Below are 26,129 nucleotides of genomic sequence, written 5' to 3' on the forward strand. Positions count from 1 at the left end.
ACGAGAGATTAGCCTGTATCTAAGGGTCAGCAATACCCGCTGCTTTCATAGCCTCAGCCAAACGCTCTTGTAGCCGGAAAATCTGAGACTGCATCATTTGCAGCGCCTCCATCATCTCTATAGCAGAGACCGGAGCATCTGCTTTAAAGCTAATAACCACTGATTCCACTGGCGGGCATAACCTTCCAAAAGATCTGGCTGTGAGTCAGCGCAACTCTGATCAATCACCAACGTCATCGTACCCCCATCCAGCTCAGTCTGATTGCGGGGGTGGCTACGGGCAATCAAAGCATCTTCTGTTTTATAAACCCAATAACTTTTAGCGGGGTCTATTGTCATGTACGCAGAAGCACCAAAATGGGTATCCACTAAAAAGCTGTCGGCACCCTCAGCAATAGAAACACCAAAAGCAAACCAGGTCTCGGGTTTTAAATCATGCATACTGGGCTTAGCACGCTGAGCGGCATCAATGGTGCTGAAACGACCGGAAAGCCGGTCCAGTGCAACCCGGGACTCCGCCCCCAGCAAAACAGCAACCCCTTTCCATTTCAGAAACTCAGCATCCAGCTGCCACTGATCACCGCGAATGCGGTAATTTTGCAATGAACATTCAGGAAAGCGGGTCACCGAAGCCAGATACCAGGCATCCCCCAGAGCCTCAAACTCCAGACGGGCAATGGGCTGCTCACTGTTAAAGCGGGAGTACACATAAAAAGGCGCGATCAATGACCCGAGCACAAGCAACACAAGTACCAAAGGCCAGAGTCGCCACAGATGAAGCAAACGCCTGCCCAGAGAGACCTTAGCCTTGTTTGCTTTCCCCATAGCTGCCATAACAGTATCCCTCTATAGCCTGTTGCACCTGATATAGCCTGTTGCACCTGATATAGTCTGTTGCACCTGAGCAATCAGAATTATTCACCCACCAGCCAGCGTACATCTGCAACCGCTGTCTTACCCAACATCGCCTCAGCCAGCGCTGGCAGTGATTCTGATAACTGCTCATCCAGCTGAAAAGGAGGATTCACAATCATCATACCGCTACCAATCATACCGAAAGTTTCATCCTGTCCAGCCTCACGGCTGATCTCTGCAACCAAAATACGGCGAATCCCACTGCGTTCAAAGCTGTCCAGCATCATCTGACTCTTATCTGCAATCAACATCGGATACCAAAGAGCATATACCCCCGTAGGCCAACGTTTATAAGCCGCTTTGATACTTTTCAGGGCCTTCATATAATCGGTCTTGATCTCATAGGAAGGGTCCATCAGCACCACACCACGACGAGGTTCCGGCGGTACGATACCCGGCAACCCTTCAAAGCCATCACGGTGATGAATCGCCGTATCCGGCCAGCGTGACGCCTTGCGCTTTAAGACACTGGTTTCATTGTTATGCAGTTCCATCAGTTGCAGCTTGTCACCGGCACGCTGAAAGTGGTGAGCAATTGCCGGAGAACCCGGGTAGCGTGCCAATATGCCAGATGGATTATAGTCTTTGATCAGCTCACGATAACTCTCGGGTAGCAAGGGGTGCTCCAGAACCTTCAGAATTCCCTCCGCTGCTTCACCGGTTTTTACCGCTTCATCGCTCAACAGGTCATAATCAACACCACCAGAATGGGTATCAATATAAGAATATGGCTTCGCTTTTTTGTGCATTGACTGAAAAATAAGTGCCATAGTCAGATGCTTAATCACATCGGCATGATTTCCCGCGTGGTAAGCGTGACGGTAACTGAGCATATAAAAACCTTTGGTCAGGAAGTTGAGGGATGCAGATATCTCTGCACAATGGCGTATTGTAGCACTGGCTCTATTTGCGCACCTAACAATGCCCAACAGCGCCGATATGAGTGTCACTCATAGCATGCTGAAAATCAGTGGCTTGACTCACAAAAAGATCACTATATGATGCGCCTACGTTTTGAGCTGGGGAAGACAGGTGAAAGTCCTGCGCTGCCCCCGCAACGGTAAAGGATCGCGGCAAAAGCCGTATCTGAGCCCGGTTACCAGCTCACAACGCTTTGGAGTTTTTTCTGACTCCCGAGTATTTACGGTGTTGCGGAGGGCGACACCGGTGTGACTCATGCCTTATCCTTTTACGGACAATGCCACTGTTGCGCCTGCCCTCCCTCACGCTTATCTATTGCGCTGAGGATTGTGTTTTACCATGAAGAAAATTATTCTGGCTACCGCTGTTTCTGCTGCCCTATCTCCTGTTGCTTTTGCTGCAGACCCTATGACCATCGTCATCACTGCCAGCCGCACCGAGCAGGCTCAGACGGATACCGTGTCATCCGTTACCGTTATTACGAAAGAAGATCTTAAACAGCAGCAACCGAAAAGTGTGACCGAAGCACTGGCGGCAACTCCCGGTATTCAGATTCGCTCTAATGGTGGATACGGACAGGAAAGCAGCCTTTTCCTGCGCGGCATCAGTCAGGATCGCATGCTTGTTTTAGTTGATGGCGTTCAGATCGGCAGTGCAACACTGGGTGAGGTCAGCCTTCACCACCTGCCGGTTGATCAGATAGAGCGTATCGAAGTTGTACGCGGTGCCCGCTCCAGTCTGTATGGTGCCAACGCCATTGGTGGTGTGATTCAGATCTTCACCAAACAACAGAAACAGGAACACAGTCACGCCGAGATTGCCCTTAGCGGAGGCAGCAACAATACTCAACAAGGTGCTATCAGCATTAGCCACAGCGATGGTCAAAGCCAGCTCAGAGCTAATATCAGTCACTTCACCACTGACGGCTTTGATATTAAGCCTGACCAGGCAGACCTAGGAGCTGACGATGATGGCTATACCAATAGCTCTGTAAAGCTGGATGCAGAACACAAAGTCGGCAAACATACCTTCCTGGCAGGTATGCAGTACACCACCGGTGAAAATGACTATGACCGCGCATACCTTGGTTATGATGCGGATCAGGGTAAATCCATCTATACCAACGATGCGGTCAATGAGTTTGTTTACTCCAGCTTCTACGCCGGTATCGAATCCGCGCTATCTGATAATCTGACGCTGAATGCAAAAGCCAGCCACTACAAAGACGATAACCAAACCGTTCTGGCAGGCGAAGATCAGAACAGTTTTATTACCAATACCGAAAAGCTTGAGCTGCAGGCAACCCGTTATTTCGATAATGAGCTACTTCTGGTGGCCGGTTTTGACTATAAAAAAGATGATGTTTCTGACTCCACACAGAGTTACGACGAAGAGACCCGGGACAACAAAGCGCTGTTCGCGCTTCTGGAAAAGAGCGGTGAAAAATACCAGGCTGCTCTGTCCGCGCGTATTGATGACAACGAAGCCTTTGGTAGCTTCAGCACCTATGGTATCGATGCCAACTACCAGGTAGCGCCCAAAGTAAAAATCACCGCAGGCTTCGCCACGGCGTTTCTTGTGCCTACCTTCAACGACATGTACTGGCCTAACCAGGGTAACCCTGACCTTGATCCGGAAACGTCAGACACCGCAACTCTGGGTCTGAACTTTCAACCTGAGAGTCATCTGAGTTTTGACATTAACCTCTACCAAACTCAGCTGGACGATATGATTGCCTGGGCACCGGATGCAGACGGTAACTGGAAGCCAAGTAATGTTGATAGCGTCAGGATCACAGGTGCCGAACTGATTGCCAGTGCAGACCTGGGCAATACGCAACTGACGTTTAATGCCAACCTGTTGGATACAGAAGATAAACAAGAGAAAAAACAGCTGATTTATCGGGCCAAGCAAACAGCGAATCTGCGTGTAAATCATACCCTCAACCAGCTGACATTAGGCTTTGATGCTCAGTTTACCGGCGAACGGTACACCGATGCACAAAACACCGATAAACTGGGCGGCTTTACACTGTATAATCTGGACGCACGATACCTGTTCAGCCCTCAGTTGGACCTGTCTGCCAGCATCAAAAACCTTACGGACAAGGATTATGTCAGCACAAAAGGTTATGCAACCGCAGGTCGCACGGTATTCGGCACATTCCGCTACCGCTTTTAATTCACTGAAGCTTTAAACAAGACCCACCGGAGATCCCATGACTGATCGTGATACCCGCCATAAAAAGGCGATGCAGAAACGTAAAGAGATAGTCGATGCTAAAGTTGCCAAGGCAACGGAAGAGCGTGGCATCGTCATTGTCATTACCGGCAACGGCAAAGGTAAAACGACCTCCGCATGGGGCACGGTAGCCCGCAGCCTGGGTTACGGCTACAAAGTAGCGGTGACCCAGTTTATTAAAGGCACCTGGGACTGTGGTGAGCGGGATATCTTTGAAGGTAACCCAAACCTCAGCGTTCACGTGATGGGCACCGGCTTTACCTGGGAAACCCAGGACCGTGAGCTGGATAAAAAAGCCTGCCGTGCCGCCTGGGAGCAAACGCTGCCACACCTGCAGGATGACGCAGTACACCTGGTGGTACTGGACGAGATCACCTACATGCTGAAGTACGGCTATCTGGAGATTGAAGAGGTGCTGGAGGCACTGAAAAATCGCCCGGAGCAGCAATCCGTTATTCTGACCGGTCGGGCCGCCCACCGGGATCTGATCGAATATGCCGATACCGTATCGGAAGTGCGTGATGAAAAACATGCCTTTAATGCCGGTATCAAAGCTCAGAAAGGCATTGATTGGTAAGAAGGGTAATCTCCTCACCCGACAGATAAAAGCCCGCAGGCCGCTGAAAAATCAGCGGCCTGCGGGCTTTTTGTTTCTGTCACGTTACGGTCTATAGCCCGGTCACCGGAACCCATAAGGGAAACCGATACCCTGTCAATTATCGGGCTGCTTTTAAACTATCCGCAATCAGAAATGCCAGCTCAAGGGACTGATCCGCATTCAAACGCGGATCGCAGAAGGTATGGTAACGGTCCCCCAGATCATCTTCACTGATCTTAAAGCGCCCGCCAATGCATTCCGTTACATTCCGGCCTGTCATTTCCAAATGCACACCACCGGCATGGGTTCCCTCGGCTTTATGGATCGCGAAGAAACCACTCACTTCGCCCAGAACCGAATCCACATCACGGGTCTTATAACCCGTGGATGCCTTGATCGTATTACCGTGCATCGGATCACTGCTCCAGACCACATTACGGCCTTCCGCTTCAACTTTACGGATCAGTGCCGGCAGGTGATCGCCAATCTTGTCTGCCCCCATACGAACAATCACATTCATACGACCGGCTTCATTATCAGGGTTGATCGCATCCAGCAGACGGATAAAGTCATCAGGGTCTGTCGTCGGGCCCGCTTTAACCCCAATAGGATTTCTCACGCCCCGGCAATATTCCACATGGGCACCATCCAGTTGACGGGTACGATCACCAATCCAAAGCATGTGAGCCGAGCAACCATACCAACCACCGGTCAGGCTATCCTGACGCGTCAGGGCCTGCTCATAAGGCAGGAGCAGAGCCTCATGGGCGGTATAAAAGCGCGTTTCATTAATACTGGGGGTGTTTTGCGGGCTAATACCACAAGCCTGCATAAAGGCCAGCGTCTCATCAATACGCTCAGCCAGATCATGGTAACGCTCCGATGCCGGGCTTTTGCTGACAAAATCCCGATTCCACTGATGCACCTTATGCAGGTCCGCCATACCGCCCCGGGAAAACGCACGCAGCAGATTCAGTGTAGAAGCCGCCTGATTATACGCCTTCACCATACGGGCAGGATCAGGTACACGGGCAGTCTCAGTGAAGGCATTATCATTAATAATATCGCCACGGTAAGATGGCAGAGTAACGCCATCCAACGTCTCCGTATCCGAAGAGCGGGGTTTCGCAAACTGACCGGCCATACGACCCACTTTAACCACAGGGCTCTGACCGCCAAAGGTCAGTACCACTGCCATCTGCAACAGCACCATAAAGGTATCGCGGATATGGTTAGCGGAAAACTCATCAAAGCTCTCCGCACAATCACCGCCCTGCAACAGAAAGGCGCGGCCGGCGGCAACATCCGCCAATTCAGCCTGAAGCTGACGGGCTTCTCCGGCAAAAACCAAAGGTGGCAAGCCAGCCAGCTCCTGCTCAACATTGTGTAGTGCGCCCTGATCCGGATAATTCGGCATTTGTCGCGCGGTTTTCTCTCTCCAGGATGCCGGTGTCCAGATGGTATTACTCATAACGATTCCATTTATTCTCTGCATATAGCGACCTGCTCTCAGACAAAACAGGCCAACCTTAGGGTAATGTGTAACAGTCTGATTATTCTGATGAATCCCTTTGACATTACTATGTCACCGCCCCAAGGGGAACCCCGAAGACCGCAATACAGAGCCTTAAAAGCAAAAAATAAATATCAGATTCATTTGTCGCCGCTGTCATTTGCCTTTTCCCTTTGACCTTCGTACCCTACGGCCCCCGATCAGCCCTCAGGATCATACCGTTAACGCATCAGGCAGAACACGCAATGAAACACCGGCCAGCTAACACCGTTATCGTATTGGATTTCGAAACCACAGGCTTATCACCCAATCAGGGAGACAGGGCGATAGAGATCGGAGCGGTTCGGCTTGAAGATGGCCAGATCAAAGATCGCTTTCAACGCTTAATGTATCCGGGCCGACGCATCAGTGGTTTTATTGAGAGCTATACGGGCATTAGCAATCAGATGCTCAGCGATGCGGAACCCGCCAGCAAAGTGATGGCTGAATTTGCCGATTTTATCGAAGACTTCAACCTTGTGGCCCACAACGCGTCTTTTGACAGTAAGTTTTTGATCAGCGAGCTTGCCCGTACGGATCATAACAGTGCATATCTGTTCGCCTGCTCCATGCTGATCGCCCGCCGCCTTTATCAGGATGCCCCTAATCATAAGCTGGGCACTCTGGTGCGCTTTAAGAGCCTTCCCACAGATGGTACTTTTCACCGAGCCCTGGCCGATGCCGAAATGACAACACACCTTTGGCTGGCCATGCTGGAAGATATAAGCACCCGCTACGGTATCGATCAGGCGGATTTTGCTCTGATGCAGAAACTGGGCAAAACGGCTAAACACAGCAGCCATCAATTTTTACTGAAACATGCCGTAACCGGCTGAGGTATCCCGCCTTATGTTTTCAAAGATAAGAAAGATCTTATTATCAAATTTTTTTTGATAATGAATCAAACAGTACACTGTTTATCAATAAAATAGATCAGCCTACTATAAGCCCCATACCGACTAGAAACTACATAGCGAAAAGAACGAACGGCGCCCCCATAAGGTGTCCCGCTATCTACCCTGACAAGATCCAGTAGGAATGACTTATGACAAAACTTACGATTGTAGCCAATATCATTGCCAGCGAAGACAGCATTGAGCTGGTAAAAACAGAGCTGCTGAAGCTGATCGATGCTACCCGGACAGAAAAGGGCTGCATCAACTATGACCTGCACCAGGATAACGAAAACCCAGCGCACTTTCTGTTTTATGAGAACTGGGAAAACCGTGAGCTATGGCAAGCCCATATGGCGAACCCGCTCTTAGCTGATTATATGGCAGCCACAGAAGGAAAAGTTGCAAGCTTCACTCTTAATGAGATGACAAACATTTCCTGATCATCCAAAAGAGCTTTCCCGGCAGACAATCAAAAGCCGCTTTTTTGTCTCTCTGAATAAACTCAGCCACAGCCTATATTTGCAGGTTCAGAGAGAGCGGTAGCTTTTCACTTTTATTTAGGATAATCGCAATGACACACCCTATTATCAAAGATCTGAAACAACGCTATACCGTTAAACGTTACGACCGCACAAAGCGTATACCCCAACAGGAACTTGAGGTAATTTATGAGGCGATCCGCCTTTCCGCATCATCGATCAACTCACAACCCTGGAAGTTTATTGTGATCGAAAGCGATGCGGCTAAAGAGCGGATGCACAGCACATTTAAAAATATGTACCAGTTTAACCAGCCCCACGTTAAAGCGGCGTCACATATCATTTTATTCGCCTATAACCCCCGCTATACCCGTGAAGACTACGCACAGGTTATCGATAAAGACATTACAGTGGGCCGAACCGCACCAGAGAATCGCGAACAGGCATTCGGTGCCTTTGCATTTGCTGAATCGAACACCGATGAATCCGGCGATACCTCAGCCTGGACAAAGGCTCAGACTTATCTGGCCCTTGGCAACACCCTGCATGTGCTTGCACGGTTAGGCATAGACTCAACCCCTATGGAAGGCGTTGATTCCCAGCTGATTAGTGAAGAGTTTAAAGAAGAGCTGGGGGGCTACCGTTGTGATGTTGCTCTGGCCATGGGTTACCATGACCCCAGTGAAGACTACAACGCGAAATTGCCGAAATCCCGCCTTGATTCAGATTCCGTACTGAAGGTTCTGTAGCTCTCTCAGAGGCAGGAAAATTCAGGAAGAACATTTGAGAGAAAATCTGAGACACCCATAATTCCACCCCTGCTCAGAGCACAGATCAAGTGCCTGGTGTTGATCCGGTTGAACTATGGGTGTTCCTTATCTATTGATTATTAGAAGAGAATGCACCCTGGCTGATATTTATAATTTTCTCATCAACATGAACATTTGGTTGATCATGGGTTCAGCAAATTGCTCTACATCAGGACGATTAAAATAACCACGCAAACCTGTAAATTGCACCTGAAAAAAGCGCGCATATTCAACAGCAGTTAACGTATTACTTAATTCACCTTTATTTATTGCTTGCTCAAAAATTTGCGTTAAATAGGCTTCAAACTGGGCCATTAAATCTAAGCTCAACTCATATAATTTTGAGTCTTTCTCAGCGAACTCACTGTTTGCTTTAACCAGCATACAAATAGCGCTTGGACTGCAACCCTTTGTTTTAATTATCACATTCTCTACAAATGCACGTAACCCACCAAGCACCGTATCGGCACTTGATAAGAAACCCTCTATTTGGGTTTTCATTTGTACGGTGTAATCTTTCAGCGATTCGCAATATAGCCCTTCTTTAGAGCCAAAGGCCGAGTAAATACTACCCGGGCGCATATTAACGGCTTCCTGTAAGTCACGCGTTGACGTTGCATGGAAACCTTTCTGCCAAAATAGCTGACTGGCAACGCGAACTACATTCTCCCGTTCAAACTTAACCTTATTAGCCATGGCGCTCTCAATCAATTTGAACATTCGCTCAATTTTAACTTGAGCAGTCGCTCAAAATCAAATACTCTGTGTCCCGAAGCAACTTAAAACGATGAATCATTAGGAGCCAACCATGGCCGAATTTACCTTATACACTCAAGAAAACGCACCTGAAGCCGCAAAACCGCTACTCGCTGATTCCGTAGCAGGGTTTGGTATGCTTCCTAACCTGCATGCCGTCATGGCCGAAGCGCCAACATTACTTAAAGGTTACCAAGTACTGCATGAGCTGTTTCAAAAAACATCATTCAATGCAGAAGAGCTAACAGTAGTGTGGCAATCAATTAACGTAGAGCACGACTGCCATTACTGTGTTCCTGCTCACAGCGGTATTGCAGCGGCAATGAAGATTGACCAAAGTATTGTTGATGCACTTGTAAACAAAACACCACTTGAAAACCCTAAGCTGGAAACGCTTCGCGAAACGACACTGGCCATGACACGTGAGCGTGGTGTGATCAGCAATGAGCAGATCGAAAAGTTCTTTGCAGCAGGTTACGGCAACCAGCAATTGCTTGAGATCATTCTTGGTTTATCTCAAAAAGTAATGAGTAATTACACGAACCATCTTGCAGATACACCGGTAGATGAGGCATTTAAAAAGTTTGTAAAATAACTTACGGCTTTTAAATACTGATATATAAAAAAAGGCAGCCTGGGCTGCCTTTTTTATGTAAACAGGTAGCTCGGAAAACAACGGCCAGCATGGCGGACTGTGTTTTTGAAGAGGGTACATCAATACACAGAGCCCATCACTGAACCAGAGCTTATATCAGATGAGCACCGGAACTACCCTGCCACGGGCGGATGTTTTTTAACTGATCAGTCAAAGCTTCTTCTGCAATCTCAGTATCATAGGCCACCTGCAAACGCAGCCAGTAACCGTTAGACAGGCCAAAAAACCGGCACAATCTAAGGTCAGTATCTGCGGTTATCGACCGCTTACCGGCGATAATCTGACCGATCCGCTGAGCAGGCACGCCAATCTCCTTCGCCAATCGGTACTGAGAAATACCCATCGGCTCAAGAAACTCTTCTTTTAGCAACTCGCCCGGCGTTACAGGATCGAGATCACGCATAAACGACCTCCTAGTGATAATCGACAATTTCAACATCTTCAGCCCCTGCCTTCGTCCAGCGGAAGCATATCCGAAACTGCTTATTAATTCGGATACTGTACTGACCGGAACGGTTTCCATACAGCGGCTCCAGCATATTACCGGGGGGCACTTTGAGATCATTCAACTGACCGGCAACTTCAAGCTGGCGGAGCTTTCGCAAAGCAACACGCTCGAAATTGATAAACCGCCTTACGCGGTGACCACCGGCCAGTTTTTCTGTGTCCTTACATTTGAACGATGCTATCATGACCTGATAATAGCGCAGCGCGTTAATAACGCCAAGCGTTACTATTAATTTGCAGCAGGCGATGTAAAGGTAAACCTCTATGAAAGCGCATGAGTTTGATGCCAAGTTTGAAAGTGACGACGACATTCTGGGTGATCTGGATCTGACGCAGGCCAAGCGCCCTATGCAGAAGAAAAACGGGTGAATGTTGATTTCCCAGCCTGGATGCTGGAGTCACTGGATAAAGAAGCCAGTCGGGTCGGTGTTACCCGTCAGTCGATATTATGTTTGGTTTTCTGGTAATTCTAGCTGCCTCTCACTCCGCCAGACTCGTATGAGCACGACCTCTTTAGCCTGTCGGAGATAGACAACCCGAAACGGCGCGTGAATCAACTCGCGAAGATGATCCACGTTGAATTCAGGAACAACTCGCCCAGCATCAGGGTGGACTTGAAGCATTTCACAGTGCTCCAGGATAGCAACCACGAAATCATCACCGATATGTGGCACACCCTGCTCTTTGTAATACGCCTGAAGAGCCTGTAAGTCCTCAAGAGCGGACTGTGCGATGCGTAATTCCATTTACTTGATACCTAACGTTTTTCTAGCGTCCTCCAACGATACGGTGTTGCCCTCGCGAACATCCATAAGCCCCTGCGCCACCGCCGTTACAAACCGCAATTCCTCTGCGGTTCTCTCATAATCCTCCAACCCCTGAACAACAGCTATGCCGCGGCCACGGCTGGTGAGCAAGATGGGACGATGCGTCTCTTGCGCCCGACCAACCACCTTTCCGGGGTTGACCTTCAGGTCTGATAGAGGAATGACATCCTCGGAAAATTTCACGTGCATACTGATTACCTGGTCAACGATTTGGTGCCATTATTAGCACCAGTTAACAGATGCGGTCAAGAAACATAACGCTTGCATCATGCGCACCTGCGAAATGAAGCCGGAGGCGCAATCGGGAGGTTTTTCTACAGTCTGAAGGCTCGCGTAATAGGCGCTCGACTAGAGCATCCAGTGGAGGCCCATCGAGCCGGAACAAATTTGATGCACTGGTTAGGAAAGCTCCCGCTCCATATAGTGAGTCCCGTCTTCAGTTTTGCAGATCCTGAATCCTTTTCGTTCATATAGAGCCGCTGCTGGGTTTGCACAAAAAACACGAAGCCGAAGCAATTGAAAGCCTTCTTTCCGGGCGACACCAATAGCGAAATTGATTGCCTGCGTCCCCACTCCCTTATTGTGCCAATCCGGATTGATTTGAAGGTCGCGAATGTAATAGGCGCAACTATCATGACTCAATCGCAAGCATCCAATCGCACACTTATCTATAGCTATCTCGTAGTTCTCAAATTCCTTCCAGTTCGCATCGAATAGCGCATGATCCCAGCGAATTCCAAGTTCTTTGTAGTACGGCTCCATGTTCCGAAGAGTCAGTTGCTCAACAAAACCCTTGTTTTTCGCTTGCCGGAATGTGAGATTCATTCGAGACTTCCTAACGAGCCTGTAGGAAAACCTGTTTCTAACCTGCTTTTCCCGCCCACAGCTCACTCTCTGTTGTTAATTGTCAATTGCCGGTTTTTATCGGCCATCGTTTGTTTATTCTATATTTCCGGCCTTTTTAGAAACAAGCTCGTTTTGGGTTAGCTAAATTATGAGCGCCCTAGCGGAGATGATCTATAAGCAGATCACGGCAAAACTCTCATTGCTGAATGAGTAAAAAGGGTATAAATTTTACTCATGGTGACATTTGAGTTTGACGAGAAAAAAAGCCAGTCCAATCTCGAAAAACACGGGATTGATTTCCATACCGCGCAGGGTTTATGGAACGACTCAGATTTGCTCGAAATTCCAGCCAACACCAGTGACGAGCCAAGGTTTCTAGTGATAGCAATGCTTAACGGCAAACACTGGTCTGGCATTATTACCTATCGAGGTGATCACATCCGCATCATCTCGGTCAGGCGTTCCCGCAAAGCGGAGGTAAACCTCTATGAAAGCGCATGAATTTGATGCCAAATTTGAAAGTGACGACGACATTCTGGGTGACCTGGATCTGTCACAGGCCAAGCGCCCTATGCAGAAGCAAAAACGGGTGAATGTTGATTTCCCGGCTTGGATGCTGGAATCACTGGATAAAGAAGCCAGTCGGGTCGGTGTTACCCGTCAGTCGATTATTAAAATCTGGCTGGCTGAACGGCTGGAAGCCGTCGCCCATCATCATAAGTCCCGGTAGTTTTCAAGATAGTTGCCCTCTATCGCCATTCCCGCATTTCCGTGGGAGTGGCGCCTTTCCCCTCTATCTATCAGTGTCTGAAGGCTTTGGTATTTCAATCTGAGAGGATTCCAGCTGCTCCCGCAGTATGGCAATTTTCAGCTCGCTGTTCTGCGGCAAATTAGCAAATTAATGTGTCCGATTTTGTTGACCAGAACATACCCCACCCTGCTAAGAAGGAATATAATTCACACCTGATTTTGAAAGTTCCAAAGACCATGTGTACGAGCTTGTATCAGGGGAATAATTATGGATAACCCAATTCTTATGAATCCCCTCTTGATATCGCCTACCAATATCAATCGCTAACGTGGACTGTACTGACAGAAAAAGATGGATTTTTTTACATCCACTTTTTCTTGAGAGTTCATCAATGACCTTACAAATCTCATCTGAAACTCTATTAAGATTTCCCTGATTATTAACTAAATTCCTTTCAGAATTTTGATTCGAAGAGACTATTAAAGTATTTTTACTCAATTCTTCTGGCAACTGATCTTGGCTTATCGGTGAAGTGAAACCTATAGCCAGCCCCACATCCCCAGATTGATTTGGGTTAATATCCGCTGTTTGATGCGGAGACAAACCAATTTTCATATCCTCATCATCCAACAGTTTCCAAGCCCCATCTCGATGAAATTTATCGAAGTAAATAACTGAGCATCTCAAGTTTCGCAGCATATACCCGTATGCGACTAAAAGTGGAATTCTAGCCAAACCACCAAAGTACAGTCTCTTGCAGTCATCATGAACAATGAAACGATTTAATATATCCACCAACAGCTCAGAATTATAAAGCTGGATCTGTCGTTTGAAATCCTCATCACTCCCCACTATAGCTTGGCCTAACGTCACAGCCTCTCGGCAAAATTCTTTCTCTGCCCGATCTAGAACCCCATCTGGAAATTCTCTCGACATCCCAGGCATTGAAGAAATTAGAACTCTAGAAGTATGCCTAACATTAGACTTCAAATCCGAATAAATTAAATAGCCTCCAATAACCATCAAGAATATAGAAAACCAAAGTGGTTGCGATGCATCTGAAAGGCTAGCACTAATAGACTCAACAGGTGATTCAGAGTTGAATCTTATAGTCACATCAATAGCGGAATATAGTATCGACAATGAAAAAGGCCACAAACAAAGTTTGGCCCCAATAGAAATTTTAGGGTAAGGGGATTTTTTGAGACGCCACGCCGTAACCCAAAGCCACTTAAACTTCTCCCACATTAGCAGTCATCCTCCAAAGCAAATTCCACCGATTCTCCATCTATGATTCCAAAAATTTTCAACTCATCAGTCCCAATAATAATAAAAAACAACTGCCGGTCTTGATTTTCAGATTCATGAACCAGCCAATCATTCAAGTCCAGATTAGATGGCGATGGAATGGATTGAGGATGTGTATGCCAAGTCCCTATATATCCCAACAAACCATCAGAACTAGAAAAGTATTCATCAACAATTTTCTGGTGAGGAGCAGGATCTAGCTTAAAATATGCCCGACTCTGGATATCCGATTTTTGAGGAGAGGTAATTCGATACAGAGTGTAAGTGCTGTCCTTTCCATAGCCAATCAACAAGCCTGCCGATTCAACATCACTAGAACCTTCTTGCCGATATGATTTTAGCTCTTCAGCTACTGAAACAGGAATTCGAAGCTTAAGGCCATGACCTGCATATGTGATAAATTTTTGATCTGAACAAACGTCACACATTGGGTGACATAGTGATTGAACTTTCAGGTTTTTATCAAATGAGGAATAACGACGGCTCAGCTTCAAGCCCTGATCTATGACATCATCGTCATCTCCTTTCCAACTCACCTTCGCGGATTCAGTTTGTTTTCCTCTCAAGTATTTTAGAGCAAGATCCGTAGAAATTAATGCTGTCTGACTTGAGCTAAGGTGCCCATACGGAATAAACATCTCTCCACAACCAGCAAAATTTTTAACTACCTCTTGGTCAGGTTCCAGAAAATTCAGGTTTGATGCCAGTCCCCTACGGCCATTCTCTGGATCAACATAAGCACACTTCAGACACCCCTCACTTTTCGGGACATCAAGCACCGCATGACCACCAATACCATAGCCTTCAAGCCAGGTATAAATAACAGGGGTGTTAATGCTATTTTGAGCGACGAAGTCTTGGAAAATTCGTTCTTGTGTAGGAGAACCGATTGCCACGATAACGAGATCAAACTCTCTCAAGATATCTTGATATCTAAGGTTCAGAAGAGAATATATGATGCCGTTCGCCTCAAGCCATGGGTATTTAGACATTAGCTGATAAGAAACAGCTAAGGACTTAGGCTCAAACAGCCACCGAGAATCCAGTAAATGTCTGTATATATTAGATGGGGAATATTCATCAGGGTCGACTATAGATAACGAACCAACCCCAGCAGCACCTAACTTATCTGCAATCTCACTACCAACAGATCCACAACCTATAAGTAAGACTTTCTTACCTGAAAGAGCATCCTCTGCTCCACCTCGAAATAAAAGTTCTTCCTTATTCATCATTATTAGTGAAACTGGTTCAACTCTCCAGTTCGCCAGTTTCTCAAAACTATCAGGAAATGACTTTTTGGATTTGCAAAAAAATCGAACTCCAAAATATGAAACACCTGAAAGAGTATCGACACCAAATACCCCCCCAGAACTCTTTTACACGCCGGGACTTTAGAGATTTTTCGATCCCTGATCGAACATCGCTACTAAGCAGTTCAAGAAATTGTAATACCCACCTCTTTAATTCCGCCTCATCGGATGGAAAATCTAATCCGACCTGCCCAACTGAGGCATAAAATGCAGAAATATACTCCGAAGCATTGGAACGAATCGACAACGACAAATAATTTGAAATACTCGATTTCAAATATTGCTCCGACACCGCCACATAGGACTGACCCAGGGGGTTAACATGAGAACCCGATATCGGTCTGAAGATTTCCAAAATCTGGAAGTCTTTCAACTCACGAACACATATCAAAGATTCGACTTTTTTGGACTGTTCCTTTAGCCAAGTACATTGCCAATTAGCTGTAAACTCCCTCAAAAGTTCACTTTTGTTGAATTCAGGATCTATCATAAGTCGTGTCAAAAGATCCTTATGCCGCCGAATTGACTCTTCAAAAGCTAATTCAGGGCATTCATAATTAACAGAAACGGAATCCAAGTTATTGACACATATCGACCCCAAGCCTTTCATAGCAGGGTCGCTAGAAAGTAACACATGGGCTAGCTGCCCATATTTTTCATTATTATCCAAATAAAAATGTGGCAGAGATGTAATCTCTGCCACATAGCGATGCAAAAGACTGACTACCGTCCCTTCAACGTCGAAGGACACGCGAAGGTAATCCTCTCCCATAAACTCCCACGGCTCAACATCAAATTCTGAGTCCAGAAAGTACTCGTATATCTTGGAGTAATCGAGCTTATGCACCTTGAGAAGTCCCTGAAGCACCAGCTGTCGGGAAGTATGATGCGGCTGTTGCACCTACTACTGATTCACATCCTTTAGAGCCAGAAGAATTGGGAATTTTGAAGTCATCACCAAAGACTTTATTCAAAATTCCGCATTGCTTGATCTCATCTGTTTCGCTACTGGCTTCCTCCAGCTTACTCAGCAGACTTGTCAGCTTGTTTCTAAACAATGTACCAATGTTGGTATCACTGCCTGGCTCTGACAGAGTTCCAACTTTATGTTGAAAAACATCTCGATGTGGAGATTTAGGCAAATTTACGGATAGCCGATATAGGGCTTGGTCGTATGAATACAATTGTCGAATATATCCGGCATTCAGCATATTTCTGACAACCTGTTCAAGCGCAGTTAAATCATCCTTCACATCTGAACAGTAACCGGGCTGGTACTGCTCTTTAATCATGATAGTCAGACCGATAGAGAAAAGCTTTTTCCGCGACTGTTCATTGAAATTGACGTCCCTCCAGCGTTTCATATAGCGAACCAGTCGCTTGAACTGCTTTCTCTTACTCACAGAGCTTTCACCATAACCAGAGGCTTCGTTGATCCAATCAATCAGGCCTTTAGGGTCTGAAGGTGACCACTCCTTATTTTCAGCTAACGAGCCAAGCTTACCCACTGCTAGCTTATAGTTCCCACTGGAGTCACGAGTGTAAATTGTGTAGTCAATGTGCAGATTGATGCTTAAGTAGTCCGCGGTTACACATGGCTTTTTGACTTTTGGATTTTTAAAACTTCTCTTCTTCAGAACGTCGAGCGCAACATCTTTCGGTTTGACCGGATCTTCAGGCGCAGAGTCTGCATCAATGACTAGTGCCCTATCAATGTCATAGTCGCCCTCGAGGCTATTGATTGCAGTGTTAACTGAAAAAGACCCCTGTAAGAAGGTCTCAACTACTGGATACCCCTCCTCAATAAAGCGATTTTTTAAGTCATTAAGAATACTATCGTCTTTCTCTTTAGCTTTTTTATAACCTGGCGACTGACCTGTTAAGTAAATCGCTTTATCAAAATTATTGAAGTGGGTCTGGATTGGCATGCTGTAGACTCCGAAGGCAAGATATCCTTATAGATTGTGATGGAACCATCCAATTCAAGAGCTAAATTAAAACTTTCTTACAAGTTCCAGTAATCTGCTGATACCTATCTGGTACGAATAGACAGATAAAGCGCAAGTTGTGGGCCGCTTTAGTAGAGTATGCTTTCAGCACGTTGAAAATGCTTGCAGGTTAGACCGATATGCATTCCCACGTAGAACGTGAGGAACGAGTTGTGTTCTGAGTATTCCTCTCCTCCCCCAACATCGACTTATCGGTTTTCCTCGTACAAGCCTGACATTCTTTTTAACTGTAGGCGGTACATCTATGTTTTCTCTCTTTAAGTCTGACCCGAGCAAGAAACTGAAAAAGGAATACGCGGCTAAGCTGGAGCAGGCGATGCTGGCTCAGCGTAATGGCGATATTAAAAGCTATTCGTTTCTGACGGAGGAGGCGGAGGCGATCTACAAGCAGATTACGGCGCTGGAGGCGGAGCAATCCAAGTAAGACGGGGATGCATTACCACGTAGAACATGATGAATGAGTCATTCCAGTGCTGGATGCCGCGCAATACAGTGTAAGACCCGTATGCATTACCACGCGGAGCGGGAGTACGAGTCGAAGGCCGACCCACAAAAAAAGCCCCGATCGGTCAACCGGGGCAACAAGCATCAAAAGGTGCACTTTTTACGGTGCGTAGAGAGGTAAGGACTGTCGATCAGCTCGGGAAGGCGAAGCTGACGCCTTCACGTACGCCGCTGGAGGGCCAGCGTTGGGTGATGGTTTTACGTTTGGTGTAGAAACGAACACCATCCGGGCCGTAGGCGTGCAGGTCTCCAAACAGGGAGCGTTTCCAGCCGCCGAAGCTGTGGTATGCAACCGGCACCGGCAGCGGTACGTTGATACCCACCATGCCCACTTCGATCATATCGGAGAAGTAACGGGCGGCTTCACCGTCGCGGGTGAAGATGCAGGTGCCGTTGCCGTATTCGTGATCGTTGATCAGCTGCATCGCTTCTTCCATGGTGTTAACGCGCACCACCTGCAGCACGGGGCCGAAGATCTCTTCTTTGTAGCTAACCATCTCCGGTGTGACGCGGTCGATCAGGGTTGCGCCGACAAAGAAGCCGTTGTCGTAACCGGCTACCTGAGGTTCGCGGCCATCAACGACGACGGTTGCGCCATCTTTTTCAGAACTTGAGATATAACCCACGACTTTATCCCGATGCTGGGCGGTAATCACTGGGCCAAAATCATTACTTTGATCTGAAAACGCGCCAACTTTCAGCGGTTTCATCGCTTCCTGCAGTTTACTGACCAAGGCATCAGCGGCCTGGTCGCCTACAGCAACAGCCACGGACAAGGCCATGCAGCGCTCACCGGAGGAGCCAAAGGCCGCCCCCAGCAGCTGGTTAACGGCGTTATCCATATCCGCATCCGGCATCACAATGGCGTGGTTTTTCGCACCGCCTAAAGCCTGACAACGTTTACCGTTGGCATTGGCGGTAGCGTAGATATATTCCGCAATCGGTGTGGAACCCACAAAACTAACCGCCTTGATGCGCTTATCCGTCAGCAGGGTATCAACCGCTGTTTTATCACCATTAACAACATTCAACACACCTTCCGGTAGACCCGCTTCCTGTAAAAGCTGTGCGATATACAGTGTTGAGGATGGATCACGCTCAGAGGGTTTCAGCACAAAGGTGTTACCGCAGGCGATAGCTAACGGGAACATCCACATCGGCACCATGGCGGGGAAGTTAAACGGGGTAATACCGGCAACCACACCTAAGGGTTGGAACTCGCTCCAGGAGTCGATATTCGGGCCAACGTTTTTGCTGTATTCACCTTTTAATAACTCTGGAATACCGCAGGCAAACTCAACGTTTTCGATACCCCGTTGCAGTTCACCCATGGCATCGTGGGCGATCTTGCCGTGTTCTTCGCCGATCATGGCGCAAATTTTGTCCGCGTTCTCTTCCAGCAGTTGCTTAAAGCGGAACATCACACGGGCACGTTTCAGCGGTGGCGTCTGACGCCATGCAGGATAAGCCGCCTGTGCTGTGGCAATCGCCTCTTCAACAGTGGCTTTGGATGCCAGACCCACCTGCTTGCTGATTTCACCCGTTGAAGGGTTGTAAACCGGCTGGCTGCGCTCGGCGTCCTGTACGATCTTGCCGTTGATCAGATGGCCGATGGTTGTATCTGATGTCGTTGTCATATTGATTCGCTCCTGGTGCTTGAATTGGGTAAAGGTTCCGCGGTCTTAATCAACTTCGTTCAGAGATTCACCGATTGCGTTAATCACGCTATCAATCTCATCGGTCTCAACGGTAAAGGGCATACCCAGCTGCAGGGTGTCGCCGCCGTAACGCACATAAAAACCTTTTTCCCAACACTTCATCGCCACCTGATAAGGGCGCAAAGCCGGTTCACCCGGTGCAGATTCCAGCGTGATACCACCCGCTAAACCATAGTTACGGATATCCGTCACATGGCGCGAACCTTTAAGGCTGTGCAATATCTCTTCAAACTTAGGCGAGATCTGCTTAACACGGGGAATCAGCTGGTCTTTTTCCAGAATATCCAAAGAGGCTAAACCTGCAGCACAGGCCAGCGGGTGTGCCGAGTAGGTATAACCGTGGGGCAGTTCGATCATGTAATCCTTGCCACCGTTATCCATAAAGGTATCGTAGATCTCCTGTTTGGCGATCACGCCACCCATAGGAACAACACCGTTGGTGATCTGCTTCGCGACAACCATAAGGTCTGGCGTTACACCAAACTCTTCTGCGCCGGAGTAAGAACCCATACGGCCAAAGCCGGTGATCACTTCATCAAAAATCAGCAGTAAGTTGTGCTTATCGCATAGCTCACGCAGGCGCTTCAGATAGCCTTTTGGTGGTGGAATCACACCAATAGAACCGGCCATCGGCTCCACAATAACACCGGCCACATTAGAGGCGTCACTTACCGCAAGCAGCTCTTCCAGATAGTCCGCCAGGTGCGCGCCATCATCCGGCATACCTTGCACAAACTTATTATCAGGCAACATCGTATGGGGCAGATGCACCGCATCAATACCCTGACCATAAAGCACACGGTTCGGGCCGATGCCACCAACACTGATACCGCCAAAATTCACCCCGTGATAACCCTTTGCACGGCCAATAAAACGGGTCTTAGTGCCCTGGCCTTTTTTACGCCAATAGGCCCGGGCCATTTTCAATGCTGTTTCAACCGCTTCAGAGCCTGAGCCGGTAAAGAAAACACGATTCAGATCATCCGGCATAAGATCTGTTATGCGTTCGGCAAGCTGGAAAGATTTAGGGTGGCCGTACTGAAAAGCAGGGATATAATCTAACTGTTTGACCTGCTGGCTAACCGCTTCAACGATCTCAGGGCGAGCGTGACCGGCACCACAGTTCCAAAGACCCGAAAGGCCGTCAAAAATCTTACGACCATCTGCGTCGGTGTAATAATGGCCTTCAGCTGAAACCAGTAAACGCGGATCTTTTTTGAATTCTCGGTTACTGGAGAAAGGCATCCAGTGGGCATCCAGTTGTGACTGGGTTAAATCACAGTTCGCCATGCGCTGCTCTTTTTGCTTCAGGCTATCGTTAGAAGGCATATCACACCTCGGTAAAATAGTTATTGGGTTCCTCTGTCTGTATAGGGCTGGGTTATTCACTAACCACCGGTTCGGCTAAACCCTGTAAACAGACAGGTGATAACGCGTAACACCTTGATCGACTTTCCATTATCAGCAGTTTCTTAGTTTATTAAATCCCAACATATTTACTCTGATGTAACTATTTGGTTAACTAAAAGCTATCAGCCACTCCCCGGAAAATCGCAATGAAGCCTAAAGATAATTTTCTGCCCCGCCAGCTGGGGGATGCCCATATTCGCCTGTTACGTATTTTTAAGGTTGTTGTGGAATCCGGTGGCTTTGCCGCCGCCGAAGTACAACTGAATATCAGCCGACCAGCGATCAGTCAGGCAGTCACAGAACTGGAAGGCCTGATTAATGCCCGCCTGTGCCATCGGGGACGCTCCGGTTTTTCTGTCACTGAGGAGGGCGAGATCGTCTATCAGGCTACCCTGCAGCTGTTGGCAGGCCTTGAGGATTTTCGCAGCCAGATCAATGCCATTAACCGGGACCTGAAAGGCGAACTGAATATCGGCATTACCGACAATATGGTGACGGTGCCACAAATGAGAATTACTCGTGCCCTGGCCGCTTTAAAAGACCGGGGGCCGGAAGTGGTGATCAATATCCGCATGATCCCGCCCAATGATATTGAAAGCGCCGTTCTGGATGGCAGCCTGCATATTGGCGTAGTACCGGATCTGCGCACGCTGCCCGGCATCGATTATCAACCTCTGTATCAGGAGCAGTCCCTGCTCTATTGCAGCTACCAGCACCCTTTGTATCCGCAGGATGATCGTCGCCTGAGTGATAAAAAGCTGGCGGATTATGATGCGGTGCTGCCGGCTTACGCCCAGGCGGCTCAGATTAAAAAGCAGCAGATGATTTTAAAGGCCAGTGCCAGCTCCACTGACCGGGAGGGCATCGCCTTTTTGATTTTGAGTGGTCGTTATATCGGTTTTCTGCCCACCCACTACGCCCAACGCTGGGTTACTGAAGGCCGGTTACGGCCACTGCAACCGGAGAAGCGCTTTTTCCATACTCACTACAGCGCCATTACCCGAAAAGGCGCACGGCCAAATCAGATTCTTTCTGCGTATCTGGAAGAGCTGGCGAAAACGGCAGATGAGGAATAAAAAAACTGGCCGTTTACTTTGACAAGTAACGGCCAGTGATGATGTCCCTATCAATGGATCATGTATTCGGGCGTTTTAAACTTTAAACTGAGAGATGATGCGTCGCATATGCTCTGCACGCTGATTTAAGGTTTCAACTTCACGAATCTGACTCTGCGAACTGTTGTGTATCGTACTTGCCATATCCGAAATTGATTGGGCTGATTCATTAATACTGTTCACAACAGCAGCCTGCTCTTCCGTCGCGGCTGCAACCTGAATATTCCCTTCACTGATCACATCGAAACGATTACGGATTGAAGTCAGTGATGAAGAGGCTTCAACAGCCTGTTCTGCTAATGCAGAGCTACTTTTGGCCCCCTCTTCTGTAACCGCAAGTGATGCCGCAGCAGCCTCCTGTAGCTGTTCAATCTGAGTGCGAATCTTTTCGGTGGAATCCTGTGTCCGACTCGCCAGAGTACGCACTTCATCGGCAACCACGGCAAAACCACGCCCCTGCTCACCGGCTCGGGCTGCTTCAATAGCGGCGTTAAGTGCCAGTAAATTTGTTTGCTCTGAGATACCACTGATAACATCAACCACAGAGTTAATTGAATCAGCCTGATTGGCCAGTTCTAAGATCGACTTTTCACTGCCGGTCATCGACTCAGCCAAGTCCGTCATCGTTGCGGAAAGCTGAACGATCACATCATTGGTGCTGTGCGTATCCTTTACCGCACTGGAGGTATCATTTGCAGTGGTCTGGGCAATCGATGAGACCTCACTGATGGTTTGCCCTATTTCAGTAATAGCCGTGGCAACCATTTCAGTTTGTTGCTGCTGACTATCGGATAACTGTACCGATTCTTCTGCGATATTTTTTAGTTGCCCGACACCGGTACTGATCGCCTGTTCTGCCTGAGTAATCTCTCGCACCAGCTCGGCAAATTTACTGAGAATGGCATTAAAACCACTGGCCAGATAACCCAGTTCATTTCGGGCCTGGTCATCCAGTTTCAGGGTTAAATCACCACCCGATGCCGCCATACTGTTCAGCTTATCGCCGACCCCGGTGATGCTTTTACTAACACTGTGGGCAATATAATAAAAGACCAGTATGAATATCACCGCCAATACAATACCGGAGAAAATAGAGTTACTGACAACGCTATTCACCTGATCGGTTAGCTCAGACTGAGGCAATACCGTCACCAGACGCCAGCCAATACTCGTCAGCGTGGTGGAAGCGACGTACATCTGCTGCCGTTCTAATTTGCCTTTACCGATACTGACCTCTTCAGTACTGTTTTTCATACCGGTGACCAGTGAACTGTCAAAGCCTAACTGGTCAATGGGTTTACCAATCAGGCTATTATCCGGGTGGGCAACGACCTGATTATCAGCATTCAGCAGAAACATAAAACCCGCCTCACCCACCTTGGCACTTTCAACAATGCTGATGATAGAAGAAACATCATAACCAAGGCCCGCAACGCCTATCGCCTTACCATCTTCCCCTTTCACTAACACGTTGACATATACCGTAAGATTCTTGGTTGTTTCGTCAACTTGCATATTCAGGGCAACGTCTTTGCCTGATGCCAGCGAGTTGTAAAACCAGCTATCCCTTGGCTCACTCCGTGACACCTGTTTAAAGAACCCTTTATTGGTGTAGTAATTGTTGGACAAACCAGAAACAAAGAATGACATCGCTGCGCCATTATTACTTACAAAGCTCTGCAAATAATTTTCCACAGATGCCGTCACCTCACTGGGTTCACCACCTTCTGCCCATTGTTTGATAAACGTATTCTCTGCAATGCTGCGCGACAGAATAATAGGCTCACTCAGCTGATACTCGATCTGCAGTTTGCCCTTATCCACAATACTGGGGAGTAGTTCTTTTTCAGTCAGAGTGTTGAACGTCGAAGAGAAGCCTGTGATATTGATGTAACTGATAATGCTGATAATCAATAAAAGGGCGAGAACCATAGAGCCGAGAAGAAGGGTTTTTAACTTGAGATTCTGAGGATTAACCATAGTTAACCTCACTTACACTTAGGAGGGTCATCATATTCAATCGCCTTATGACGGTAGGGTTTGCAAGCCGCAAACCAATTAAATACTCTTCCCTGATCACAGTAGACTGCTACTGTATTTATCCCTTGTACTTTTTAGTTATCTCATGATTGTTACAATTAGTATATAAAGAATTTACATATTACTGTCACCATCGAAGCTATAACCAAAGACCTGCTTTCCCCATTGCCCGACTTATACCTATCCGGTGATATAGCTGGTCACCTTTCTTCAGCGCACACTTGACGGCAGGACAAAACACAACGCAAAATCCGAACAATGATTCGCATTAATCCATCTGCGTTCGCAAAAGCTTTCAACAAATAAGAACACTCGCACCCCGAGAAAAAGCATAGCAGGATAAAAATATGACCACCCAGCAAGCTGCCGTAACTGATTTCAACTGGCAGGAGATGGCTGACACCATCGCCATGCCTAACCACGCCATCATCAATGGCGACAATGTCAGTGCCCGCTCCGGTAGAACCCAACCGGTCGTTAACCCGGCAACGGCTGAATCCCTCACTGAAGTCGCCGACTGTGGCCCGGAAGATGCAGATATTGCGGTTAAGGTTGCCCGCGACACCTTTGAATCCGGTGTTTGGTCAGCAATGGCTCCCGGTGACCGTAAGCGCGTACTGCTGCGCTGGGCTGACCTGATCGAGAAAAACCATGCGGAGATCGCCCTGCTGGAAAGCCTGAGCGCCGGTAAGCCGATCAGTGATTGCTTCTACGTTGATGTGCCCAGCTGCCTGAACACCCTGCGCTGGACAGCGGAAGCCACCGATAAGGTCTATGACGAGATCGCGCCCACCGCCGCCGATACACTGGCGCTGGTGAAACGCCTGCCACTGGGTGTTATCGCGGCTATTGTGCCCTGGAACTTCCCCCTGTCGACCACCGCCTGGAAACTGGCCCCGGCACTGGCAACCGGCAATTCAGTGATCCTGAAACCTGACCCGAAAACGCCTTTCACAGCACTTAAAATCGCTGAACTGGCGCATCAGGCCGGACTACCTGCCGGTGTGTTGCAGGTGCTGCCCGGTGATGGCATCAGCCTGGGCAAGCATCTGTCTTTACACCCGGATATTGACGGTCAAACCTTTACCGGCTCCACCGGCGTGGGCAAACTGCTGATGCAGTATTCCGGCCAGTCCAATCTGAAACGAACCTTCCTGGAGCTGGGTGGCAAAAGTGCCAATATTGTATTTGCCGATGCCAACTTAGAAAAAGCGGCGGATGCTGCAGTACTGGCCGGATTCTTTAACTCAGGCCAGACCTGTACCGCTGGCACACGTCTGCTGATTCAGGATGAGATCTACGATGCATTTCTGGCCATGGTGCTGGAGCGGGCGAAAAACTGGTGCCCGGATAACCCATTGAACCCATCAACCAACATGGGCCCGGTGGTGGATCAGCGCCAGCTGGATACCATTCAGGGTTATGTGCAGAAAGGCTTAGATGAAGGTGCCAAGCTGGTTTACGGCGGCAAGGTGATGGAGCATCCCCTGGGTGGTTTCTTCCATGAGCCGACCATCTTCGCGGAGGTCGATAACAGCATGACGATCGCCCAGGAAGAGATCTTCGGCCCTGTCATGTCTGTGATCCGCTTTAAAGATGCCGCAGACGCGATACGCATCGCCAACGACTCACCCTACGGCCTGGCCGGTGCCGTATGGAGCCTGAACATCAACACCGCACATAAGGTTGCCGCAGCAGTTCGTACCGGCACCATGGGCATAAACAACTACTTTGGTGGTGATATCACGGTTCCGTTCGGCGGCTTTAAAGAGTCCGGTAATGGCCGCGACAAGTCCCTGCACGCCATGGACGACTACACCGAACTGAAAACCACCTGGATTGAGTTTGAGTAAACGGTAGCCGGAGAACCCCGTCACAGCCTCTAAGCAGAGCCTCTAAGCAAAAGCCCCGTTATTCAGTGCGAATAACGGGGCTTTGTTTTTTCTAAGCGGTTAATAC

The 26,129-nt window shown here is 48.1% G+C and carries 27 protein-coding genes and 1 riboswitch; of the genes, 11 read left to right on the forward strand and 16 right to left on the reverse strand.

Annotated features, from left to right (window positions below; all coding sequences use genetic code 11):
- Nucleotides 1-117: 117 nt before the first annotated feature.
- Nucleotides 118-834, reverse strand: coding sequence for a hypothetical protein (locus BTA35_RS07480; protein WP_078319183.1), 717 nt, complete (start codon nucleotides 832-834; stop codon nucleotides 118-120).
- Nucleotides 835-914: 80 nt separating this feature from the next.
- Nucleotides 915-1,748, reverse strand: a complete 834-nt coding sequence (locus BTA35_RS07485; protein ID WP_078319184.1) for a 23S rRNA (adenine(2030)-N(6))-methyltransferase RlmJ — start codon at nucleotides 1,746-1,748, stop codon at nucleotides 915-917.
- A 166-nt stretch (nucleotides 1,749-1,914) separates the two neighbouring features.
- Nucleotides 1,915-2,037, forward strand: a riboswitch (cobalamin riboswitch).
- Nucleotides 2,038-2,175: 138 nt separating this feature from the next.
- Between BTA35_RS07485 and BTA35_RS07490 the strand changes: the two genes are divergently transcribed.
- Entirely contained in the window at nucleotides 2,176-4,017 is a 1,842-nt protein-coding gene (locus BTA35_RS07490) for a TonB-dependent receptor domain-containing protein (RefSeq protein WP_078319185.1), read from the forward strand.
- Nucleotides 4,018-4,054: 37 nt separating this feature from the next.
- Nucleotides 4,055-4,654, forward strand: coding sequence for a cob(I)yrinic acid a,c-diamide adenosyltransferase (gene cobO / locus BTA35_RS07495; RefSeq protein ID WP_078319186.1), 600 nt, complete (start codon nucleotides 4,055-4,057; stop codon nucleotides 4,652-4,654).
- A 139-nt stretch (nucleotides 4,655-4,793) separates the two neighbouring features.
- On the opposite strand, the gene BTA35_RS07500 is transcribed toward cobO, so the two are convergent.
- Nucleotides 4,794-6,146, reverse strand: coding sequence for a class II 3-deoxy-7-phosphoheptulonate synthase (locus BTA35_RS07500; RefSeq protein WP_078319187.1), 1,353 nt, complete (start codon nucleotides 6,144-6,146; stop codon nucleotides 4,794-4,796).
- A gap of 287 nt (nucleotides 6,147-6,433) precedes the next feature.
- Here BTA35_RS07500 and BTA35_RS07505 point away from each other — a divergent pair, with 287 nt between their 5' ends.
- The 3 genes from BTA35_RS07505 (at nucleotide 6,434) to BTA35_RS07515 (ending at nucleotide 8,351) form a co-directional block, all read left to right on the forward strand.
- Complete coding sequence (locus tag BTA35_RS07505; protein ID WP_078319188.1) at nucleotides 6,434-7,063, forward strand: 3'-5' exonuclease; 630 nt, start codon at nucleotides 6,434-6,436, stop codon at nucleotides 7,061-7,063.
- A 209-nt stretch (nucleotides 7,064-7,272) separates the two neighbouring features.
- Nucleotides 7,273-7,563, forward strand: a complete 291-nt coding sequence (locus tag BTA35_RS07510) for a putative quinol monooxygenase (RefSeq protein ID WP_078319189.1) — start codon at nucleotides 7,273-7,275, stop codon at nucleotides 7,561-7,563.
- Nucleotides 7,564-7,694: 131 nt separating this feature from the next.
- Nucleotides 7,695-8,351 carry a nitroreductase family protein gene (locus tag BTA35_RS07515; protein ID WP_078319190.1) on the forward strand — a complete coding sequence of 219 codons (657 nt, stop codon included), beginning with the start codon at nucleotides 7,695-7,697 and terminating at the stop codon, nucleotides 8,349-8,351.
- Between the two features lie 168 nt (nucleotides 8,352-8,519).
- Here BTA35_RS07515 and BTA35_RS07520 read toward each other — a convergent pair whose 3' ends face one another.
- Nucleotides 8,520-9,107: a TetR/AcrR family transcriptional regulator gene (locus tag BTA35_RS07520; RefSeq protein WP_078319304.1), complete on the reverse strand. Its 588-nt coding sequence runs from the start codon at nucleotides 9,105-9,107 to the stop codon at nucleotides 8,520-8,522.
- Between the two features lie 112 nt (nucleotides 9,108-9,219).
- Here BTA35_RS07520 and BTA35_RS07525 point away from each other — a divergent pair, with 112 nt between their 5' ends.
- A complete protein-coding gene (locus tag BTA35_RS07525) occupies nucleotides 9,220-9,762 on the forward strand; it encodes a carboxymuconolactone decarboxylase family protein (protein ID WP_078319191.1) in 543 nt (180 codons plus the stop codon).
- Nucleotides 9,763-9,913: 151 nt separating this feature from the next.
- On the opposite strand, the gene BTA35_RS07530 is transcribed toward BTA35_RS07525, so the two are convergent.
- The 5 genes from BTA35_RS07530 to BTA35_RS07555 all read right to left on the reverse strand — a co-directional run bounded on the left by BTA35_RS07530 (nucleotide 9,914) and on the right by BTA35_RS07555 (nucleotide 11,981).
- The gene (locus BTA35_RS07530) at nucleotides 9,914-10,225 is read right to left on the reverse strand and encodes a HigA family addiction module antitoxin (RefSeq protein WP_078319192.1); all 312 of its coding nucleotides are present in this window, start codon (nucleotides 10,223-10,225) and stop codon (nucleotides 9,914-9,916) included.
- A 10-nt stretch (nucleotides 10,226-10,235) separates the two neighbouring features.
- The gene (locus BTA35_RS07535) at nucleotides 10,236-10,514 is read right to left on the reverse strand and encodes a type II toxin-antitoxin system RelE/ParE family toxin (RefSeq protein ID WP_078319193.1); all 279 of its coding nucleotides are present in this window, start codon (nucleotides 10,512-10,514) and stop codon (nucleotides 10,236-10,238) included.
- Nucleotides 10,515-10,775: 261 nt separating this feature from the next.
- Nucleotides 10,776-11,075 (reverse strand): type II toxin-antitoxin system RelE/ParE family toxin, encoded by a 300-nt coding sequence (locus tag BTA35_RS07545; RefSeq protein WP_078319194.1) that lies wholly within the window; start codon nucleotides 11,073-11,075, stop codon nucleotides 10,776-10,778.
- The gene (locus tag BTA35_RS07550) at nucleotides 11,076-11,345 is read right to left on the reverse strand and encodes a type II toxin-antitoxin system Phd/YefM family antitoxin (RefSeq protein ID WP_078319195.1); all 270 of its coding nucleotides are present in this window, start codon (nucleotides 11,343-11,345) and stop codon (nucleotides 11,076-11,078) included.
- Nucleotides 11,346-11,555: 210 nt separating this feature from the next.
- Nucleotides 11,556-11,981, reverse strand: a complete 426-nt coding sequence (locus BTA35_RS07555; protein WP_078319196.1) for a GNAT family N-acetyltransferase — start codon at nucleotides 11,979-11,981, stop codon at nucleotides 11,556-11,558.
- A gap of 255 nt (nucleotides 11,982-12,236) precedes the next feature.
- Here BTA35_RS07555 and BTA35_RS07560 point away from each other — a divergent pair, with 255 nt between their 5' ends.
- Both BTA35_RS07560 and brnA read left to right on the forward strand, forming a co-directional pair.
- Nucleotides 12,237-12,503, forward strand: a complete 267-nt coding sequence (locus tag BTA35_RS07560) for a BrnT family toxin (RefSeq protein ID WP_078319197.1) — start codon at nucleotides 12,237-12,239, stop codon at nucleotides 12,501-12,503.
- Nucleotides 12,490-12,732, forward strand: coding sequence for a type II toxin-antitoxin system BrnA family antitoxin (gene brnA, locus BTA35_RS07565; RefSeq protein WP_078319198.1), 243 nt, complete (start codon nucleotides 12,490-12,492; stop codon nucleotides 12,730-12,732). The genes BTA35_RS07560 and brnA overlap by 14 nt, the downstream gene beginning before the upstream one ends.
- 210 nt (nucleotides 12,733-12,942) lie before the next feature.
- Here brnA and BTA35_RS07570 read toward each other — a convergent pair whose 3' ends face one another.
- Genes BTA35_RS07570 through BTA35_RS07585 form a run of 4 tightly spaced genes read right to left on the reverse strand, consistent with a single transcriptional unit; the run spans nucleotide 12,943 to nucleotide 17,302 of the window.
- Nucleotides 12,943-14,001 (reverse strand): SAVED domain-containing protein, encoded by a 1,059-nt coding sequence (locus BTA35_RS07570; RefSeq protein WP_078319199.1) that lies wholly within the window; start codon nucleotides 13,999-14,001, stop codon nucleotides 12,943-12,945.
- Nucleotides 14,001-15,296 carry a ThiF family adenylyltransferase gene (locus BTA35_RS07575; protein ID WP_078319200.1) on the reverse strand — a complete coding sequence of 432 codons (1,296 nt, stop codon included), beginning with the start codon at nucleotides 15,294-15,296 and terminating at the stop codon, nucleotides 14,001-14,003. The genes BTA35_RS07570 and BTA35_RS07575 overlap by 1 nt, the downstream gene beginning before the upstream one ends.
- 49 nt (nucleotides 15,297-15,345) lie before the next feature.
- The gene (locus BTA35_RS07580) at nucleotides 15,346-16,221 is read right to left on the reverse strand and encodes a hypothetical protein (protein WP_078319201.1); all 876 of its coding nucleotides are present in this window, start codon (nucleotides 16,219-16,221) and stop codon (nucleotides 15,346-15,348) included.
- Complete coding sequence (locus BTA35_RS07585; RefSeq protein ID WP_078319202.1) at nucleotides 16,214-17,302, reverse strand: nucleotidyltransferase domain-containing protein; 1,089 nt, start codon at nucleotides 17,300-17,302, stop codon at nucleotides 16,214-16,216. Before BTA35_RS07585 ends, BTA35_RS07580 begins: the two co-directional genes overlap by 8 nt.
- A gap of 325 nt (nucleotides 17,303-17,627) precedes the next feature.
- Between BTA35_RS07585 and BTA35_RS07590 the strand changes: the two genes are divergently transcribed.
- Nucleotides 17,628-17,807, forward strand: a complete 180-nt coding sequence (locus BTA35_RS07590) for a DUF6435 family protein (RefSeq protein WP_078319203.1) — start codon at nucleotides 17,628-17,630, stop codon at nucleotides 17,805-17,807.
- 211 nt (nucleotides 17,808-18,018) lie between these two features.
- On the opposite strand, the gene BTA35_RS07595 is transcribed toward BTA35_RS07590, so the two are convergent.
- Nucleotides 18,019-19,524, reverse strand: coding sequence for a CoA-acylating methylmalonate-semialdehyde dehydrogenase (locus tag BTA35_RS07595; RefSeq protein ID WP_078319204.1), 1,506 nt, complete (start codon nucleotides 19,522-19,524; stop codon nucleotides 18,019-18,021).
- Nucleotides 19,525-19,569: 45 nt separating this feature from the next.
- The gene (gene aptA, locus BTA35_RS07600) at nucleotides 19,570-20,934 is read right to left on the reverse strand and encodes an omega-aminotransferase AptA (protein WP_430522260.1); all 1,365 of its coding nucleotides are present in this window, start codon (nucleotides 20,932-20,934) and stop codon (nucleotides 19,570-19,572) included.
- Between the two features lie 227 nt (nucleotides 20,935-21,161).
- Between aptA and BTA35_RS07605 the strand changes: the two genes are divergently transcribed.
- Entirely contained in the window at nucleotides 21,162-22,091 is a 930-nt protein-coding gene (locus tag BTA35_RS07605; protein WP_078319205.1) for a LysR family transcriptional regulator, read from the forward strand.
- 75 nt (nucleotides 22,092-22,166) lie between these two features.
- On the opposite strand, the gene BTA35_RS07610 is transcribed toward BTA35_RS07605, so the two are convergent.
- Nucleotides 22,167-24,110 (reverse strand): methyl-accepting chemotaxis protein, encoded by a 1,944-nt coding sequence (locus tag BTA35_RS07610; protein WP_078319206.1) that lies wholly within the window; start codon nucleotides 24,108-24,110, stop codon nucleotides 22,167-22,169.
- A 407-nt stretch (nucleotides 24,111-24,517) separates the two neighbouring features.
- Between BTA35_RS07610 and BTA35_RS07615 the strand changes: the two genes are divergently transcribed.
- Nucleotides 24,518-26,023 (forward strand): aldehyde dehydrogenase, encoded by a 1,506-nt coding sequence (locus BTA35_RS07615; protein ID WP_078319207.1) that lies wholly within the window; start codon nucleotides 24,518-24,520, stop codon nucleotides 26,021-26,023.
- The last annotated feature ends 106 nt before the right edge of the window (nucleotides 26,024-26,129 follow it).

Origin of the sequence: Oceanospirillum linum, assembly GCF_001995095.2 — a bacterium.
Taxonomy (GTDB): Bacteria; Pseudomonadota; Gammaproteobacteria; order Pseudomonadales; family Halomonadaceae; genus Oceanospirillum; species Oceanospirillum linum.

What these genes read in the sequence shown, in the direction of transcription:
- BTA35_RS07505 (WP_078319188.1), top strand. Translation starts at nt 6,434, where the DNA reads ATGAAACACCGGCCAGCTAACACCGTTATCGTATTGGATTTCGAAACC.
- BTA35_RS07585 (WP_078319202.1), bottom strand. Translation starts at nt 17,302, where the DNA reads ATGCCAATCCAGACCCACTTCAATAATTTTGATAAAGCGATTTACTTA.
- BTA35_RS07515 (WP_078319190.1), top strand. Translation starts at nt 7,695, where the DNA reads ATGACACACCCTATTATCAAAGATCTGAAACAACGCTATACCGTTAAA.
- cobO (WP_078319186.1), top strand. Translation starts at nt 4,055, where the DNA reads ATGACTGATCGTGATACCCGCCATAAAAAGGCGATGCAGAAACGTAAA.
- BTA35_RS07510 (WP_078319189.1), top strand. Translation starts at nt 7,273, where the DNA reads ATGACAAAACTTACGATTGTAGCCAATATCATTGCCAGCGAAGACAGC.
- BTA35_RS07615 (WP_078319207.1), top strand. Translation starts at nt 24,518, where the DNA reads ATGACCACCCAGCAAGCTGCCGTAACTGATTTCAACTGGCAGGAGATG.
- BTA35_RS07490 (WP_078319185.1), top strand. Translation starts at nt 2,176, where the DNA reads ATGAAGAAAATTATTCTGGCTACCGCTGTTTCTGCTGCCCTATCTCCT.
- BTA35_RS07605 (WP_078319205.1), top strand. Translation starts at nt 21,162, where the DNA reads ATGAAGCCTAAAGATAATTTTCTGCCCCGCCAGCTGGGGGATGCCCAT.
- BTA35_RS07500 (WP_078319187.1), bottom strand. Translation starts at nt 6,146, where the DNA reads ATGAGTAATACCATCTGGACACCGGCATCCTGGAGAGAGAAAACCGCG.
- BTA35_RS07555 (WP_078319196.1), bottom strand. Translation starts at nt 11,981, where the DNA reads ATGAATCTCACATTCCGGCAAGCGAAAAACAAGGGTTTTGTTGAGCAA.
- BTA35_RS07545 (WP_078319194.1), bottom strand. Translation starts at nt 11,075, where the DNA reads ATGGAATTACGCATCGCACAGTCCGCTCTTGAGGACTTACAGGCTCTT.
- aptA (WP_430522260.1), bottom strand. Translation starts at nt 20,934, where the DNA reads ATGCCTTCTAACGATAGCCTGAAGCAAAAAGAGCAGCGCATGGCGAAC.
- BTA35_RS07595 (WP_078319204.1), bottom strand. Translation starts at nt 19,524, where the DNA reads ATGACAACGACATCAGATACAACCATCGGCCATCTGATCAACGGCAAG.
- BTA35_RS07485 (WP_078319184.1), bottom strand. Translation starts at nt 1,748, where the DNA reads ATGCTCAGTTACCGTCACGCTTACCACGCGGGAAATCATGCCGATGTG.
- BTA35_RS07530 (WP_078319192.1), bottom strand. Translation starts at nt 10,225, where the DNA reads ATGCGTGATCTCGATCCTGTAACGCCGGGCGAGTTGCTAAAAGAAGAG.
- BTA35_RS07590 (WP_078319203.1), top strand. Translation starts at nt 17,628, where the DNA reads ATGTTTTCTCTCTTTAAGTCTGACCCGAGCAAGAAACTGAAAAAGGAA.
- BTA35_RS07535 (WP_078319193.1), bottom strand. Translation starts at nt 10,514, where the DNA reads ATGATAGCATCGTTCAAATGTAAGGACACAGAAAAACTGGCCGGTGGT.
- BTA35_RS07480 (WP_078319183.1), bottom strand. Translation starts at nt 834, where the DNA reads ATGGCAGCTATGGGGAAAGCAAACAAGGCTAAGGTCTCTCTGGGCAGG.
- brnA (WP_078319198.1), top strand. Translation starts at nt 12,490, where the DNA reads ATGAAAGCGCATGAATTTGATGCCAAATTTGAAAGTGACGACGACATT.
- BTA35_RS07560 (WP_078319197.1), top strand. Translation starts at nt 12,237, where the DNA reads ATGGTGACATTTGAGTTTGACGAGAAAAAAAGCCAGTCCAATCTCGAA.
- BTA35_RS07550 (WP_078319195.1), bottom strand. Translation starts at nt 11,345, where the DNA reads ATGCACGTGAAATTTTCCGAGGATGTCATTCCTCTATCAGACCTGAAG.
- BTA35_RS07570 (WP_078319199.1), bottom strand. Translation starts at nt 14,001, where the DNA reads ATGTGGGAGAAGTTTAAGTGGCTTTGGGTTACGGCGTGGCGTCTCAAA.
- BTA35_RS07520 (WP_078319304.1), bottom strand. Translation starts at nt 9,107, where the DNA reads ATGGCTAATAAGGTTAAGTTTGAACGGGAGAATGTAGTTCGCGTTGCC.
- BTA35_RS07525 (WP_078319191.1), top strand. Translation starts at nt 9,220, where the DNA reads ATGGCCGAATTTACCTTATACACTCAAGAAAACGCACCTGAAGCCGCA.
- BTA35_RS07610 (WP_078319206.1), bottom strand. Translation starts at nt 24,110, where the DNA reads ATGGTTAATCCTCAGAATCTCAAGTTAAAAACCCTTCTTCTCGGCTCT.
- BTA35_RS07575 (WP_078319200.1), bottom strand. Translation starts at nt 15,296, where the DNA reads ATGATGAATAAGGAAGAACTTTTATTTCGAGGTGGAGCAGAGGATGCT.